Origin of the sequence: Acidovorax sp. SUPP2539 (genome assembly GCF_030158975.1) — a bacterium.
Classification (GTDB): Bacteria; Pseudomonadota; Gammaproteobacteria; order Burkholderiales; family Burkholderiaceae_C; genus Paracidovorax.
On the sequence record NZ_BQXJ01000002.1, the window covers coordinates 397,594 to 413,148 of the forward strand.

A 15,555-nucleotide genomic window follows, 5' to 3' on the forward strand; every position below is an offset into this window, starting at 1 on the left:
GGCTGTCGAACAATCTCCAGGTGCCACTGGCGGCACGCAAGGACCGAAAAATGGCAGTAGAAAAAGTGGCGCTCATCACCGCCGGCGGCAGTGGCATGGGGGCGGCGGCCGCACGCCGGCTGGCCGCCGATGGCTTTCGCATCGGCATCCTTTCCTCCTCCGGCAAAGGGCAGGCGCTCGCCGAGGCGCTGGGGGGCGTGGGGGTCACCGGCTCCAACCAGTCGGTGGAGGACATCGGGCGGCTGGTGGACCAGGCCCATCGGCGCTGGGGCCGCATCGACGTACTGGTCAACAGCGCCGGCCACGGGCCTCGGGCGCCATTGCTGGACCTGTCCGACGAACAGTGGCTCGAAGGCATGAACACCTACCTGTTGAACGTGGTCCGGCCCACCCGCCTGGTGGCGCCCCTCATGCAAAGGCAGGGCGGCGGGGCGATCGTCAACATCTCCTCGGCCTGGGCACTGGAGCCCAGCGCGCTGTTCCCGGCGTCGTCCGTCATGCGCGCCGGCCTGGCCTCGTTCACGCGCATCTTCGTCGACAGCTTCTCAGCCGACAACGTGCGGATGAACAACGTGCTGCCCGGCTGGATCGACAGCCTGCCCGTGTGGGAAGAGCGGCGCACCGCCGTGCCGCTGCAGCGCTACGGCACCGTGGAGGAAGTGGCCGCCACGGTCGCCTTCCTGGCCTCCGACGGGGCGGCCTACATCACGGGGCAGAGCCTGCGGGTGGACGGCGGGCTCATGCGCGCGCCGTGATCCGTCCGGGCCCTTCCACGGCCACGGCGGCGGCCCTATGATCCGCGCACCGGGAACACAGCCTCCCGTCCCGCCCCGGGTAGACGGTGTCCCGTCCAAGTGCTGGCAGCTCTCATGGAATCGATCATGGACACCGCCTTGCCCGACGACGCCGCATCGGCACGCCCCCACTCGCTGCCGCTTTCCGAGGCCTTGCTTTTCTGGCTGAAGCTCGGCTTCATCAGCTTCGGCGGCCCGGCCGGGCAAATCGCCCTCATGCATGCCGAACTGGTGGAGCGCCGCCGGTGGATCTCGGAAAAGCGCTTTCTCCACGCCCTGAACTACTGCATGCTGCTACCCGGGCCCGAGGCCCAGCAGCTGGCCACCTACCTCGGCTGGCTGCTGCACCGGACCGGGGGCGGCATCCTCGCCGGCACGCTGTTCGTGCTGCCGTCGCTGTGCCTCCTCATCGGGCTGTCCTGGCTCTACATGGCGCATGGGGACATGCCGGTAATCGCCGGGGTGTTCTACGGCATCAAGCCGGCCGTCACGGCGTTGGTGGTGCAGGCCGCCTGGCGGATCGGAGGCAGAACGCTGAAGAACCGCTGGCTGTGGGGCATCGCGGTGGCCGCGTTTGTAGCCATCTTCGCGCTGCAGGTGCCGTTTCCCGCGATCGTGCTGCTCGCGGCGTTGGTCGGCCATGTGGGCGGCCGGGTGTCGCCACAGGCGTTTTCCGCCGGCGGCGCCCAAGGCGCGGCAGCGGCATCGGCCGGGCGGGCACTGATCGACGACGACACGCCCGCGCCGCCCCACGCCTTGTTTTCGTGGGCGCATTTCGCCAAGGTGCTGCTGGTGGGCGCGGGGTTGTGGCTGCTGGCGCTGGGAGGGCTCTGGGCGCTGTTCGGATGGCATGGGGTACTGACCCAGATGGGGTGGTTTTTCACCAAGGCCGCGCTGATGACCTTCGGTGGCGCCTACGCCGTGCTCCCCTACGTCTACCAGGGCGCCGTCGACCACCACCACTGGCTGAGCGCCACGCAGATGATCGACGGCCTGGCGCTGGGCGAGACCACGCCCGGCCCGCTCATCATGGTGGTGTCGTTCGTGGCCTTCGTCGGGGGATGGACCCATGCCCTCTTCGGGCCCGGATCGCTGTTCCTGGCAGGCGCCGTGGCCGCCACCGCAGTGGCGTTCTTCACCTTCCTGCCCTCGTTCGTCTTCATCCTGCTGGGCGGTCCGTTCATCGAGTCCACCCACGGCAACCTGAAGTTCACCGCGCCGCTGACCGGCATCACCGCCGCCGTGGTCGGCGTGATCGCCAACCTGGCGGTGTTCTTCGCCTATCACGTGCTGTGGCCGCAGGGCCTGGGAGGCCGCTTCGACGCCGCCTCGGCCGCCATCGGCGTGCTGGCCGCGGTGGCCCTGTTCCGGCTCCGATGGGGTGTGATTCCAGTGCTGGCGCTCTGCGGACTGCTCGGCGTCGCGTGCCGGCTGTCAGGGGTGTGAGCCGCTGCAGCGCGCAGCCACCGTCACTCCGGATTCACCAGCTTGATGGCGCGCGTTCCGATCTCCGCGCCCGTCACCGCATCGATCGCGATGGGCTGGATGTCGGTTCCCCGCTCGGCGTCCTGAAAGCGCACCAGCGGGCCGGTGCCCCGGTGCTTTCGCCCCCACGCGCCGATCATGAAAAGCACCGGCAGGTAGTCGCGCCCCGCCTGGGTCAGGACGTATTCCTCGCGCGGCGGGCGTTCGGAGTACTGGCGCTTTTCGAGCAGCTTTTCCTCGGTCATGGCGGCCAGCCGCTTGGTCAGCATGGTGGGCGCGATCCCGAGGCTCTTTTTGAACTGATCGAAGCGCGTGAGGCCGGCATGCGCATCCCGAAGGATCAGCATGGTCCAGGCATCGCCCAGAACCTGCAGGCTGCGCGCGATGGGGCAGGGGCTGTCGCCCGATTTTTCAGCGTTCATATCGTTTCGGTATTGACTAACTATTAAATCGATACTAACATGCGGACCTCTGCCAGTCCACCCATGGAAACCATCCCAATGCCCTATTTCACCCTGAATTCCTCGCCGTCGATCAAGACCCCATTGCCTGCTTCGCCCGCCGCCCCGGTACGCCTTCGGGCCACGGTGGCCGCGGCACTGGCGCTGGCGAGCGCCTTGGCGATGCCCACCCATGCACAGGAGCGCAACGCGACGCAGCAGCAACAGCCCACGCTGTCCCGCGCCGAGGTGATCGCCGACCTCGCCCTGTGGCGTCGCGCGGGCGCCGACCGGTACGAAGGGTTGTCGCGTTCGTACGGCCTGGAAACGCAGGCCTACGACGCGGCCCAGCAGGAGTACCTGCGCCTTCGCCAGAGCGAGGCATTCCCGGCGGAAGTCCGCAAACAGCAGGCAGCGGACGGCCAGTGAGCCCGCGCACGGTGGGACACGGCGGCGCCCTCGGGCGGCCTCCGCCTCACCCTGCGAGCAAGGCCTTGGCCGGCGCCACCTGCATCTGCGGCGGGATCGCCACCCCGTTGCGGACACTCAGCACCTCGGCCATGACGCTCACGGCGATCTCCGCCGGCGTCTTGCTGCCGATGAACAGGCCGATGGGCCCCTTCAACCGCGCCAGCGCCGGTGCGTCCAGGTCGAAGTGCTCGGCCAGCCGCTGGCGCCGCGCTGCGTTGTTGCGCCGGCTGCCGATGGCGCCGATATAGAACGCATCCGTCTTCAGCGCCTCCAGCAGGGCGAGGTCGTCCAGCTTGGGGTCGTGCGTCAGCGCGATCACGGCGCTGCGCCGGTCGGGCCGGAAGGCCAGCACCACGTCGTCGGGCATGCCGTCGGCCAACGCGGCGCTGGGCACCGACCACGCACCGCGGTATTCCACCCGCGGGTCGCACACCGTCACCGCGAAGCCGTTGAAGCCGGCCATGGTGGCCAGGTATTCGGCCAGTTGCCCCGCGCCGATCAGCAGCATGCGGTACTGCGGGCCGAAGGTGCTGGCCACCGTCTGCGCATCCGCATGGAAGGCCTGCGCGCCGCGGGCCTCGGACAGGGTGACCGCCCCATCGGAGAGCCGCACGCTGCGGCGCACCAAGCAGCCGTCGGCCAGCGACTCGACCAGGGCCTGCAGCGAGTCGAGCGCCGGATCGCGCTCTACCAGCAGCTCCAGCGTGCCGCCGCAGGGCAGTCCGAACCGGTGGGCCTCGTCGGCGGACACGCCGTACTTCAGGAGCACCGGCTTCGCCGGGTCCCGGGGCAGGGCATCGTCCCGGCCGGGCGTGCAGCACCGGGCGATCAGATCGTCTTCGATGCAGCCGCCACTGACGGAGCCCACGACCGCGCCGCGGTCCGACAGCGCGAGGATGGAGCCCATGGGCCGGGGCGACGAGCCCCACGTCCGCACCACGGTGACGAGCCAGCCGTGCACCCCCGCGCGGCGCCAGTCGAGCAGGGTGTGCAGCACCCGGAAATCGAGGTTGTCCACGGCGCGTTACCTCCAGCGTCAGGCCTGGGCCGGCAGGTGCGGCAGCAGCTTGTCCAGGGTGATGGGGTAGTCGCGCACCCGCGCACCCGTGGCGTTGTAGACCGCGTTGGCCACGGCGGCGCCGACGCCGCACAGGCCCAGCTCGCCCACGCCCTTGGCCTTCATGGGCGAGGAGATGGGGTCGGTCTCCGGCAGGAAGATGACCTCCTGGTGCGGGATGTCGGCATGCACCGGCACCTCGTAGCCGGCCAGGTCGTGGTTGACGAAGAAGCCCCGGCGCTTGTCCACGGCCAGTTCTTCCATGAGCGCCGAGCCCACGCCCATGGTCATCGCGCCGATGACCTGGCTGCGGGCGGTCTTGGGGTTGAGGATGCGGCCCGCCGCGCACACGGCCAGCATGCGGCGCACCCGCACTTCGCCCGTGTCCACCGCCACGCCCACCTCGACGAAATGCCCGGCGAAGGTGGACTGCTGGTACTGCTTGTCGAGGTCGCCGTATTCGATGGCGTCCTCGGCCACCAGGCCGGCCTCGCCCGCCGCCTCGCCCAAGGGCACCGAACGCCCCGCCGCGCGCACCATGCCATCGGCGAACACGGCATCGGCCGGCGCCACGCCGAGCTTGCGCGCGATCGTCTCGCGCAGCTTCATGCAGGCCGCGTACACGCCGGCCGTCGCATTGTTGGCGCCCCACTGGCCGCCCGAGCCGGCCGAGGCCGGAAAGGCGGAATCGCCCAGGCGCACGTCCACCTGCTGGAGCGCGACGCCCATCACCTCGGCGGCCGTCTGGCCCATGATGGTGTAGCTGCCGGTGCCGATGTCGGTCATGTCGCTCTCCACGGTCACGCGACCCGTGCGGTCCAGGCGCACGCGCGCGGCCGACTTCATCAGCAGGTTGTTGCGAAAACCCGCGGCCACGCCCATGCCCACCAGCCACCGGCCCTCGCGCCGCTGGCCCGGTGCCGCGCTGCGCTGGCTCCAGCCGAAGCGCTCCGCGCCCAGGCGCAGGCACTCGACCAGCTGGCGCTGCGAGAACTTGCGGCCCGGCTTCTCGGGGTCGGTCTGGGTGTCGTTGAGGACGCGGAATTCGATGGGGTCGATGCCCAGCCGCTCGGCCATTTCGTCCATGGCGATCTCCAGCGCCATCAGCCCGGGCGCCTCGCCGGGCGCGCGCATGGCATTGCCCTCGGGCAGGTCCAGCTGCGAGATGCGCAGCGCCGTATAGCGGTGGGCGCCGGCATACAGCAGCCGCGTCTGCGCGATGGCGTCCTCGGGATCGCCGCCGGGCAGGTTGCCGGACCAGCTTTCATGGCCGATGGCGGTGATGCGCCCGTCCTGGCCCGCGCCGATGCGGATGCGCTGGATGGTCGCGGGCCGGTGCGTGCCGTTGTTGGCCATGAGCGGGCGCTGCATCGCCACCTTGACCGGCCGGCCTGCCGCGCGCGCGCCCAGCGCGGCCAGCACGGTGTCGGCCCGCAGGAAGAGCTTGCCGCCGAAGCCGCCGCCGATGTAGGGCGACACCAGCCGCACCTTGTCCGGCGCCAGGCCCAGCGTCTTGGCCAGGTCGCCCGCGGTCCAGGCGATCATCTGGTTGGACAGCCACACCGTGAGGTGGTCGCCCTCCCACGCGGCCAGCGAGGCGAAGGGCTCCATCATCGCGTGGGTGTGGTCGGGCGTGGTGTAGGTGACATCCAGCCGCACCGGGGCCTCGGGATAGCGGCCGGCGAAGTTGCCGAACGCGCTCTCGGGCTTGGAGGACTTGGGCACGGTGGCGGAACCGCGCTCGGCCGCCAGGTCGAACGCGCCGGGCGTGCTGACGTAATCGATCTTCAGCAGATGCGCCGCGGCGCGGGCCTGCTCGAAGGTCTCGGCCACGACCAGCGCGACGGCTTGGTGGTAGTGCTCGATGCCGCTGCCGCCCAGCAGGCGGGCGACGTTCATCTTGCCCTTGCCGAGCTTGCCCGCGTTCTGGGCATTGACGATGGCCAGCACGCCCGGCGCGGCGCGCGCGGCGGTCAGGTCCATTGAGGCGATCCGCCCCTTGGCGATGGACGATCCCACGATGTAGCCGTACGCCTGGCGCGCCACGACGTCGTGCTGCTCGTAGGCATAGCGCGCCTGTCCGCTGGTCTTGAGCGGGCCGTCGATGCGGTCCAGCGGCTGGCCGACCACCTTGAGCTGGTCGATGGCATTGTGCGAAGCCGGGGTGTCGAATTTCATGATTGGCCTTTCGCCTCGGCCAGCACGCCGGCGAGCGTGCGCTCGACCAGGGCCACCTTGAATGCGTTTTCGTGGGTGGGGCGCGCCGCGCCCAGCAACTGCGCCGTGGCGGCCCGCGCGCCTTGCGGCAGGGCCGCGTCCGCCGACGCCATGCGCCAGGGCTTGTGCGCCACGCCGCCCAGGGCGACGCGGCCCGTGCCGTCCTTTTGCAGCACGGCCGCCACGGAAATGAGCGCGAAGGCGTACGAGGAGCGGTCGCGCACCTTGCGGTAGATGTGGGTGCCGCCCGTGGGCGCGGGCAGCGTCACGGCGGTGATGAATTCGCCAGCGTCGAGCGCGGTCTCGATGTGCGGGGTGTTGCCCGGCAGCCGGTGGAAGTCGGCAATGGGAATGCGGCGTGGCTGGCCGTCCGCCCGCACCGTCTCGACCACCGCATCCAGCGCCCGCATGGCGACGGCCATGTCGCTCGGGTGGGTGGCGATGCAGGCCTCGCTCGCGCCCACCACCGCATGCTGGCGCGTGACGCCGCCGATGGCCGCGCAGCCCGCGCCCGGCTGGCGCTTGTTGCACGGCATGTTGGTGTCGTAGAAGTAGGGGCAGCGCGTGCGCTGCAGCAGGTTGCCGGCGGTGGTCGCCTTGTTGCGCAACTGGCCCGACGCACCGGCCAGCAGGGCGCGCGACAGCAGGCCGTAGTCGCGCCGCACGCCGGCATGCGCCGCCAGGTCGGTGTTGCGCACCAGCGCACCGATCCGCAGGCCGCCCTCCGGCACGGGCTCGATGCGGTCCAGGCCCAGGCCGTTGATGTCGATGAGGTGCGTGGGCGCCTCGATCTGCAGCTTCATCAGGTCCAGCAGGTTCGTGCCGCCGGCGATGAACCGGGCCTGCGGGTTGCCTGCGGCGGCTGCTGCGGCGGCCTGCACCGAGGTCGCGCGTTCGTAGGTGAATGGCTTCATGCAGCACCCCCGTTCGTGGTGGCCACTTCGGTGATCGCATCCAGGATGTTGGAATAGGCCCCGCAGCGGCACAGGTTGCCGCTCATGCGTTCGCGGATCTCGTCGGCCGAGAGCAGGGGCTGCGCCGTGAGGTCGCCGCTCACATGGCTGGGAATGCCGGCCTTGATTTCCTGCAGCACCCCCACGGCCGAGCAGATCTGGCCCGGCGTGCAGTAGCCGCACTGGTAGCCGTCGTGCTTGACGAACGCGGCCTGCAGCGGGTGCAGCTTCTGCGGCTGGCCCAGGCCTTCGATGGTGGTGACCTGCGCGCCCTCGTGCATCACCGCCAGGGTCAGGCAGGCATTGATGCGGCGGCCATCGACGATGACCGTGCAGGCACCGCACTGCCCGTGGTCGCAGCCCTTCTTGGTGCCGGTGAGGTGCAAGTGCTCGCGCAGGGCGTCGAGCAGCGTCGTGCGGGTGTCCAGCGACAGGGTCTGCTGCTGGCCGTTGATGGTCATGCGCACCGGCAGGGTGGTCTCGCCCTGGGGCGTCAGCGCGCCGGGCTTTGGCGACGGTGAAGCGGCCTGCGCCGTGGTTCGGGCGGCGGCCCCGGTGGCGGCCACCGCCGAAGCCGAGGCGGCCCCCACGACGAACAGGTCTCGCCGGGTCAGCGCTGGGTCGGTGAAGTTTTGCATCGTGGGATCCTTTTTTGGGGGCAGGGCAGGGGAGCCCTCTGACCACTCGCCAGGGTGCGGGAGTGCGAGCGCGGGCATGTCTTTGCAAGCCTCGCCCGATCCATCTTGCGCAGAGGGCGGGGAAAAGGTTTGGAGGCCAATGCCGCGTCTGCCTGTCAGCCACGCGAAGCCACGCCAAGGGAGCGGTCCTCTTCATTCTGCGCTGCGCCACGCCCAAAAACAGGGCCTTGCCATCCCCAAAACGGATGGCATGCGTTCTCCAACCGGCATCGGTTCGCGCTGTCTTTCGGCATCCAATCGGTGCCTGAGGCCGGTCACCCGGCACACCGATCACACCGCCGAACGGCGGATCCACCAGCCCATCGGAAAGGAAACCCCATGAACCCATTCAACTTCAACCGGCGCGGGGCCGTCCAGGCGATGGGCCTGGCCCTCGCCGCAGCCGCAGCCGCCGCGGGCGGCGGTGCTGCGCGCGCGAGGGCGGCGCCCCCCGCCACCACGCCCTCCGCCTCGGGGGCGAACCCGAGCATCCTGATCGTGGTGTCGAGCCATGACCGAAAAGGCCAGGACCTGGTGGCGGGCTTCTGGTTTCCGGAACTGACGCACCCGGCCCAGGCGTTTGCGCAGGCCGGCCTCGCCTACGACATCGCCAGCCCCCAGGGCGGGATGCCGCCGTTCGACGGCTTCGACCTCCAGGACGAGGGCAACCGCTGGTTCTGGATTCAGCCGGAACTGAGGAACCGGCTGGCCAACAGCCTTCCCCTGTCCCGGGTCGATCCCTCCCGCTACGCCGCCGTGGTGCTCGTGGGCGGCCACGGCCCGATGTGGGACTTCGCGGGGAACGCCGGCCTACAGGCGATCGTTCGCTCGGTCTACGAGCGCGGGGGCATCGTGGGCGCGGTGTGCCACGGCCCGGCGGGCTTGCTGGACCTCAAGCTGTCCGACGGAACGCCGTTGATCGCCGGCCGCCGGCTGACGGCGTTCACCAACGAGGAAGAGGCCTCGCGCCAATACGACCGACTGGTCCCCTTCGCGCTGGAGTCGGCCCTGAAGGCGGGACGGGCCGTGTTCGAGGAAGCCGGCATCTTCCAGAGCCATGTGGTGGTCGACGGGCGATTGATCACCGGCCAGAACCCCGCTTCGGCCCGGCCGTTCGGCGAGGCGGTGGCCGCTGCGCTGGCAGCCCGGGCCCGGCCGTAGCAGGCCACGGGGCGACGCGTTTTCGGCATGGGAGCGCGACAATCCATGCCGATCACCGGGGCGCATGCCGCATGCGTCCATGCGCGCCCGGCCCATGCCAACGGAAGGAGGGGCGCAGCCCATGAACGACCTGCCGATCTCGGCTTTGCGGACCTTCCGCGCGCTCGCGCGCTGCGGCAGCTTCACGGCCACGGCCCGCGACCTGCGCGTGGCGCAGTCGGCCGTCAGCCGGCACATCGCGGCCCTGGAAGCGCATCTGCGCCAGACGCTGGTGCTGCGCGGCCACCGCCGCGTGCAGCTCACGCCGGCGGGCGAGCTGTACCTGGACACCGTGCAGCGGGTGCTGGACGAACTGGACCAGGGCGCCGTGCGGGCCGCCCGCTCGGGGGGCCGGCCGGTGGTCAAGATCCTGGCCATGCCGTCGTTCGCGGCCCGCTGGCTCGTGCCGCGGCTCGCCCGGCTGCCCGCCCGCATCGATGCCGAGATCGAGCTGGCGACGTCGATCTGGGATGCCGACTTCCACAAGGAGCGGTTCGACATCGCCATCCACTATGGGGACGGGGCATGGCCCGGCGCCCGCCTGCTCATGCACGACAGCCTCGTTCCCGTCGTCTCGCCGCGCCTGCTGGCCGGACCGGGGCTGCAGCGGATCGAAGACCTCGCCCGATTCTGCTGGCTGCACGACAGCCTGCGCAGCAGCAAATGGCCCCAGTGGCTCGCGGCGTTCCACCTCGGCGACCTCGCGAGCGAGCGGCACATGAAGCTGCAGGACACCGAGGCGACCCTCACCGCCGCCGTGGCAGGCCTGGGGATCGCGGTGGGCCACGCGGTCCTGATCGAGCACGACGTGAGCGAGGGCCGGCTGGCCGAGGCGTGGCCCGGGCACATGCCGCTGGCGGCGGGCTACCACCTGCTGCAGTCCAAGCGGTCGGCGCGCAATGCCGCCGCACAGGCGCTCGTCGCCTGGCTGTTCGACGAGGCCGAAGCGTTCCGCCGCACCCAACAGATCCCGGACGCCCGGCGTGGGGCTCCGCCCGGCCAGCCCTTCGCGAGGGGTTGAACCGGCTGCGGAAAATCAGCGCCCCCTGTCGCGCATCCCCTACACGGCCTGACATGCCCCCTCGTCATAATGGCCGCCATGCCGAACCGCTGGAAACCCAACGTCACCGTGGCCGCCGTCATCGAACAGGACGGCCGCTTCCTGCTGGTGGAAGAAGACACAGCCGACGGCCTGAGGCTGAACAACCCGGCAGGGCACCTGGACCCGGGCGAGTCGCCCATCGACGGCTGCGTGCGCGAGGTGCTGGAGGAAACCGCCTGCGACTTCACCCCCACGGCGCTGGTGGGCGTGTACCTCAACCGCTTCACGCGCACCCGCACGGGCGACGACATCACCTACCTGCGCTTCGCCTTCGCCGGCTCGGTGGGGCCGGTGCATGCCTGGCGCACGCTGGACGACGGCATCGTGCGCACCGTGTGGATGACGCTCGAGGAGATCCGCTGCTGCGCGGACCGCCACCGCAGCCCGCTGGTGATGGAGTGCATCGAGGACTACCTGGCCGGCAAGCGCTACCCGCTGGAGCTGATCCACACGGACGCCAGCGTGCTGCAGCCGCGCTGACCCCGGCGGGCCGCACGGCGCCCGCCACCGCCGCGTTTGGCCCTGATCGCCTCCATGCCGGCGGATTGATTGCCCTCTTTGCTATTAATTCAATAGCACAACAAATCTGACCGGATCGCATGCCCCGCGGCGCACCCGGCGTTCTGCCGGCACGCCCCCGGCCGCGGCGGCATAAAAAATACAATCCCGGCCATGACAGCAACCCCCAAGCACCGCGTCGTCGTCGGCCTGTCCGGCGGCGTGGATTCTGCGGTCACCGCCCATCTGCTGAAAGCCATGGGCCATGAGGTCGTCGGCATCTTCATGAAGAACTGGGAAGACGACGACGACAGCGAATACTGCGCCTCCAACATCGACTTCGTGGATGCGGCCGCCGTGGCCGACGTGATCGGCATCGAGATCGAGCACGTGAACTTCGCCGCCGAGTACAAGGACCGCGTGTTCGCCGAGTTCCTGCGCGAGTACCAGGCCGGCCGCACGCCCAACCCCGACGTGCTGTGCAACGCCGAGATCAAGTTCAAGGCCTTCCTGGACCACGCCATGCGCCTGGGCGCCGAGAAGATCGCGACCGGCCATTACGCGCGGGTGCGGCAGGACGCGGCGAGCGGCCTGTTCGAACTGCTCAAGGGCCTGGACCCCTCCAAGGACCAGAGCTATTTCCTGCACCGCCTGAACCAGGCGCAGCTGTCGAAGACGCTGTTTCCCGTGGGCGAACTGCACAAGACCGAGGTGCGCCGCATCGCCGAAGAGATCGGCCTGCCCAATGCCAAAAAGAAGGATTCCACCGGCATCTGCTTCATCGGGGAGCGGCCGTTCCGCGAGTTCCTGAACCGCTACATCGCCCATGCGGCGGGGCCGATCCAGGACGAGCGCGGGCGCACGCTGGGCCGCCACCAGGGCCTGAGCTTCTACACGCTGGGCCAGCGTCAGGGCCTGGGGATCGGCGGCGTGAAGGAAAAGGGCGCGCAGCGGGGCAGCGGAGACCACGCCCCCTGGTTCGTCGCGCGCAAGGACCTGGACAAGAACGTGCTGCGCGTGGTGCAGGGCCATGACCACCCCTGGCTGCAGTCGCACACGCTGCAGGCGGGCGATGCGAGCTGGGTGGCCGGCGCGCCGCCCGCCGCCGGCCTGCTGGCGGCCAAGACGCGCTACCGACAGGCCGACGCGCCCTGCCGCATCGAGCCGCTGGCGGACGGCGGCTTCGCGCTGGAATTTCCCGAAGCGCAGTGGGCCGTCACCCCGGGCCAGTCCGCCGTGCTGTACGAAGGCGAGGTGTGCCTCGGGGGCGGCGTGATCGCGTCGGCCACCACCGTCGCCTGACGGGCCCGCCGCACGCATGGCCCCGCCGCGCATTCCGCCGATCCAGGGCCTGCTGGCATTCGAGGCGCTGGCGCGGCTGCGCAGCGTGACGCACGCGGCCGAGGAGATGAGCGTGACGCCGAGCGCGGTGAGCCACCGCATCCGCCAGATGGAGACGCTGCTGGCCGTCAAGCTCTTCGCGCGCGGCGATTTCAGCCTGACGCCCGCCGGCGCCGCCTACCTGGAGCGGGTGCGCGAGGCCATCGCCGCGCTGCAGCACGTGCCCGGCACCCTGGGCGTGGGCCAGGCGACGCGCCTGCGCCTGGGCGTGACGCCGACCTTCGCGCGCCAGATGCTGCTGCCGCGCATCGCACAGTTCCGCCACGCCTACCCGGACATCGAGCTGCAGTTGCAGGTGTCGCTGCCGGTACACCACATGATGGCCGAGGAGGCCGACGTGGAGGTGCGCTTCGGCACCGGGCACTTTCCCGACCGCGAATCGGTGCAGCTCTTCGCCGACCGGATCACGCCGGTGTGCAGCCCCGAATACCTGGCCGAGACCGGTCCGCTGGACGGCCTGGCGACGGAAGAGGCGGCGGCGCGCGTGCGCTTCATCCGCTGCGCGCTGGAGCCCTGGCGCACCTGGTTCAAGGCCGTGGGCATCGCCCAGCCCGAGCCGGTGGTGGGCAGCCAGTTCAACGACCTGGGCATGGCCTGGGACGCGGCGGTGGCTGGCTTCGGCGTGGCGCTGCTGCGCCTGCGCGCGGGGCAGCCCTGGCTGGAGAGCGGCCAGCTCGTGCGCCTGTCGCGCGACAGCCTGCCGTCGCCGCACGACTATTTCCTGTGCTGGAAGGCCGGCGCGCTCGAGCGCTGGGAGTGCGCGGCCTTCGTGGACTGGCTGCGCCAGGCGCTGCACGACGGCCCCTGACGGGCGCCGGGCGCTCCGGGGTGGCGGGGCGCAGCCCCTGCGGGCGCAGCGGCTGACACGGAACTGACACGGTTTGAAAAGCCTTCACGCGGGCCGCGAAGGTTTTTCACGCCGCGCGCTCCGCAAATTTCTACAGTGGGCCGGCGCAGGTCCCGGCAGAGGGCCGCGGCACGGGGCCCCGCGGTCCGCACACCGATAGAACACCGGAGACAAATCCATGACCTGGCAGCAAATCTACGACCCGTTCGGCAACATGATCATTTCCACCGCGCTGGCCGCGATCCCGGTGGTCGTGATGCTCGCCGCGCTGGGCTTCTTTCACATCAAGGCGCACATCGCGGCCGGGCTGGGCCTGGTCGCGGCGCTGCTGGTGGCCATCTTTGCCTACGGCATGCCGGCCGACATGGCCGGGCGGGCGGCGCTGTACGGCGGCTTCACCGGCCTGCTGCCCATCGGCTGGATCGTGCTGAACATCATCTTCCTGCACCAGCTGACCGAGCAGAACGGCAGCTTCAAGGTGCTGCAGGATTCGCTCTCGGGCATCACCGGCGACCGGCGCATCCAGTTGCTGCTGATCGCCTTCAGCTTCGGCGCGTTCTTCGAGGGCGCGGCGGGCTTCGGCACCCCGGTGGCGGTGACGGCGGCCATCCTGATCGGGCTGGGGTTCTCGCCGCTGGCCGCCTCGGGCCTGTCGCTCATCGCCAACACAGCGCCGGTGGCGTTCGGGGCGCTGGGCACCCCGGTCATCACGCTGGCCAAGGTGCACGGCTACGACCTGATGGAGGTGACGGCGATGGTGGGGCGGCAGCTGCCGTTCTTCTCGCTGCTGGTGCCGTTCTGGCTGATCTGGGCCTTCGCGGGCCGCAAGGGCATGTGGGAGATCTGGCCCGCCATCCTGGTGACGGCGGTGTCCTTCGCCGTGCCCCAGTATCTGGTGTCCAACTTCATCGGTCCCGAGCTGGTGGACATCATCGCCGCCATCGTCTCCATGGCTTCGCTGGTGGCGTTCCTGCGCGTGTGGAAGCCCAAGACGGTGTGGACCTCGGCCTCGCTGCGCGGGCGCGACGTGAGCGCCTCGGAGGCCAAGCCGCCCCAGCCCGTCACCGCGCACAGCCGCGCCGCGCTGGTGGCCGCCTGGACGCCCTGGGTCATCCTGTCGGTGTTCGTGTTCATCTGGGGCCTGCCGCCGGTCAAGGCCTGGCTCAACAGCCTGTTCGCGCCCGCCTTCCCCATGGCCGGCCTGCACAACCTGATCGAGAAGGTGCCGCCCGTGGTGCCCACGCCCACCAAGGAGGGCGCGGTGTACACGCTGAACCTGCTGTCGGCCACCGGCACCGCCATCCTGCTGTCGGCGGTGGTGAGCGCGTTCTTCATGAAATACAACCCGGTCGCCATCGCGCGCACGTTCTTCAAGACGGTGTGGCTGGTGCGCTTTTCGCTGCTCACCATCGTGCTCATGCTGGCCCTGGGCACGCTCACGCGCTATTCGGGCACCGACACCACGCTGGGGCTGGCGTTCGCCAACACCGGCGTGTTCTACCCGTTCTTCGGCACGCTGATGGGCTGGCTGGGCGTGGCGCTCACCGGCTCGGACACGGCCTCGAACGTGCTGTTCGGCGGCATGCAGAAGGTCGCGGCCGAGCAGCTGGGCCTGTCGCCCAACCTCATGGGCGCGGCCAACAGCTCAGGCGGGGTGATGGGCAAGATGATCGACGCGCAATCGATCGTGGTCGCATCGACGGCCACCCGCTGGTTCAACCACGAGGGCGACATCCTGCGCTACGTGTTCTTCCACTCGATCGCGCTGGCCTGCCTGGTGGGGCTGTACGTGACGCTGCAGGCGTACGTGTGGCCCTTCCACCTGATGGTGGTGCACTGAACGGGCCGTGGAACCGGCGGCGGCCTCGACGTCAGGCGCTTGAAGCCTTTTTGGCCGCGACCGCATGTTCCACTAGGGCATACCGCTATATTTTCAATAGCAAAACAAAAAGGGGCGCACGGGCGCCCCTTTTTGTTTTTTTGCTGCGCTGCCGCGCCGCGTCAGCCGTTGCGCTTGGCGTCCGGGTCGCTCGGGCCGTTGCGGTCGGAGAGCATCTCGGCCGGTGGCTCCAGGTCGCCGCTGTCGCTGCCCTCGGCCTCCCAGGTGCCGCCGTCGCGGCCGGTCTTGCCGCGGGGGTGGGCCATGTCGGTGCCGTCGTCGAAGTTCAGCGGGCCGCCGCTGCGCGGGTCGTCGAAGGCCTGCACCGAGATGTCCTCGATGCCGTCCGAAACGTCCTGCTCGGCTTCCAGGTGGTCGTTGATGTCGTCGCCTTCCGGCATTTCAGCCGTGGGATCGTCGGTGGGGTCGATGGCGGTGTCGGGAACGATGGGGGTGCGCATGGCAGGCTCCTTGGGTCGGTCGGTGGGGACGCGGTCGTGAAACGGTGCGCCGGATGCCCACAGCTTCGCCCCG

General features: G+C 70.1%; 15 protein-coding genes. 9 read left to right on the plus strand and 6 right to left on the minus strand.

Going from position 1 to position 15,555, the window contains the following annotated elements; all coding sequences use genetic code 11:
- Positions 1 to 50 precede the first annotated feature (50 nt).
- Complete coding sequence (locus AVTE2539_RS09405) at positions 51 to 755, plus strand: SDR family oxidoreductase (RefSeq protein WP_284410005.1); 705 nt, start codon at positions 51 to 53, stop codon at positions 753 to 755.
- A gap of 126 nt (positions 756 to 881) precedes the next feature.
- Positions 882 to 2,240 carry a chromate efflux transporter gene (chrA, locus tag AVTE2539_RS09410; RefSeq protein WP_284410007.1) on the plus strand — a complete coding sequence of 453 codons (1,359 nt, stop codon included), beginning with the start codon at positions 882 to 884 and terminating at the stop codon, positions 2,238 to 2,240.
- A 23-nt stretch (positions 2,241 to 2,263) separates the two neighbouring features.
- Here the strand turns inward: chrA and AVTE2539_RS09415 are convergent, their stop codons facing one another.
- Positions 2,264 to 2,701: a winged helix-turn-helix transcriptional regulator gene (locus AVTE2539_RS09415; RefSeq protein WP_272566480.1), complete on the minus strand. Its 438-nt coding sequence runs from the start codon at positions 2,699 to 2,701 to the stop codon at positions 2,264 to 2,266.
- A 63-nt stretch (positions 2,702 to 2,764) separates the two neighbouring features.
- Between AVTE2539_RS09415 and AVTE2539_RS09420 the strand changes: the two genes are divergently transcribed.
- Positions 2,765 to 3,148, plus strand: a complete 384-nt coding sequence (locus AVTE2539_RS09420) for a DUF4148 domain-containing protein (RefSeq protein ID WP_284410008.1) — start codon at positions 2,765 to 2,767, stop codon at positions 3,146 to 3,148.
- A gap of 46 nt (positions 3,149 to 3,194) precedes the next feature.
- Here the strand turns inward: AVTE2539_RS09420 and AVTE2539_RS09425 are convergent, their stop codons facing one another.
- From AVTE2539_RS09425 to paoA, 4 genes are read right to left on the minus strand one after another with little or no spacing between them, the layout of a single operon-like run.
- Positions 3,195 to 4,208 carry an XdhC family protein gene (locus AVTE2539_RS09425; RefSeq protein ID WP_284410010.1) on the minus strand — a complete coding sequence of 338 codons (1,014 nt, stop codon included), beginning with the start codon at positions 4,206 to 4,208 and terminating at the stop codon, positions 3,195 to 3,197.
- Between the two features lie 18 nt (positions 4,209 to 4,226).
- The gene (gene paoC / locus AVTE2539_RS09430) at positions 4,227 to 6,425 is read right to left on the minus strand and encodes an aldehyde oxidoreductase molybdenum-binding subunit PaoC (protein ID WP_284410012.1); all 2,199 of its coding nucleotides are present in this window, start codon (positions 6,423 to 6,425) and stop codon (positions 4,227 to 4,229) included.
- A complete protein-coding gene (locus tag AVTE2539_RS09435) occupies positions 6,422 to 7,378 on the minus strand; it encodes an FAD binding domain-containing protein (RefSeq protein WP_284410014.1) in 957 nt (318 codons plus the stop codon). Before AVTE2539_RS09435 ends, paoC begins: the two co-directional genes overlap by 4 nt.
- Complete coding sequence (gene paoA, locus AVTE2539_RS09440) at positions 7,375 to 8,055, minus strand: aldehyde dehydrogenase iron-sulfur subunit PaoA (RefSeq protein ID WP_284410016.1); 681 nt, start codon at positions 8,053 to 8,055, stop codon at positions 7,375 to 7,377. The genes AVTE2539_RS09435 and paoA overlap by 4 nt, the downstream gene beginning before the upstream one ends.
- Positions 8,056 to 8,433: 378 nt before the next feature.
- Between paoA and AVTE2539_RS09445 the strand changes: the two genes are divergently transcribed.
- The 6 genes from AVTE2539_RS09445 (at position 8,434) to AVTE2539_RS09470 (ending at position 14,982) form a co-directional block, all read left to right on the plus strand.
- Positions 8,434 to 9,255 (plus strand): type 1 glutamine amidotransferase domain-containing protein, encoded by an 822-nt coding sequence (locus tag AVTE2539_RS09445; protein ID WP_284410018.1) that lies wholly within the window; start codon positions 8,434 to 8,436, stop codon positions 9,253 to 9,255.
- A gap of 121 nt (positions 9,256 to 9,376) precedes the next feature.
- On the plus strand, positions 9,377 to 10,315 hold the full coding sequence (locus AVTE2539_RS09450) for a LysR substrate-binding domain-containing protein (RefSeq protein WP_284410021.1): 939 nt from the start codon (positions 9,377 to 9,379) through the stop codon (positions 10,313 to 10,315).
- 78 nt (positions 10,316 to 10,393) lie between these two features.
- Complete coding sequence (locus AVTE2539_RS09455) at positions 10,394 to 10,876, plus strand: NUDIX hydrolase (RefSeq protein WP_284410023.1); 483 nt, start codon at positions 10,394 to 10,396, stop codon at positions 10,874 to 10,876.
- Positions 10,877 to 11,068: 192 nt separating this feature from the next.
- Positions 11,069 to 12,196 (plus strand): tRNA 2-thiouridine(34) synthase MnmA, encoded by a 1,128-nt coding sequence (gene mnmA / locus AVTE2539_RS09460; protein WP_284410025.1) that lies wholly within the window; start codon positions 11,069 to 11,071, stop codon positions 12,194 to 12,196.
- 16 nt (positions 12,197 to 12,212) lie between these two features.
- Entirely contained in the window at positions 12,213 to 13,103 is an 891-nt protein-coding gene (locus tag AVTE2539_RS09465) for a LysR substrate-binding domain-containing protein (protein WP_284410027.1), read from the plus strand.
- A gap of 217 nt (positions 13,104 to 13,320) precedes the next feature.
- Positions 13,321 to 14,982 (plus strand): L-lactate permease, encoded by a 1,662-nt coding sequence (locus tag AVTE2539_RS09470; RefSeq protein ID WP_284410029.1) that lies wholly within the window; start codon positions 13,321 to 13,323, stop codon positions 14,980 to 14,982.
- 161 nt (positions 14,983 to 15,143) lie between these two features.
- Here AVTE2539_RS09470 and AVTE2539_RS09475 read toward each other — a convergent pair whose 3' ends face one another.
- The gene (locus AVTE2539_RS09475) at positions 15,144 to 15,482 is read right to left on the minus strand and encodes a serine/threonine protein kinase (RefSeq protein ID WP_272566318.1); all 339 of its coding nucleotides are present in this window, start codon (positions 15,480 to 15,482) and stop codon (positions 15,144 to 15,146) included.
- Between the last annotated feature and the right edge of the window lie 73 nt (positions 15,483 to 15,555).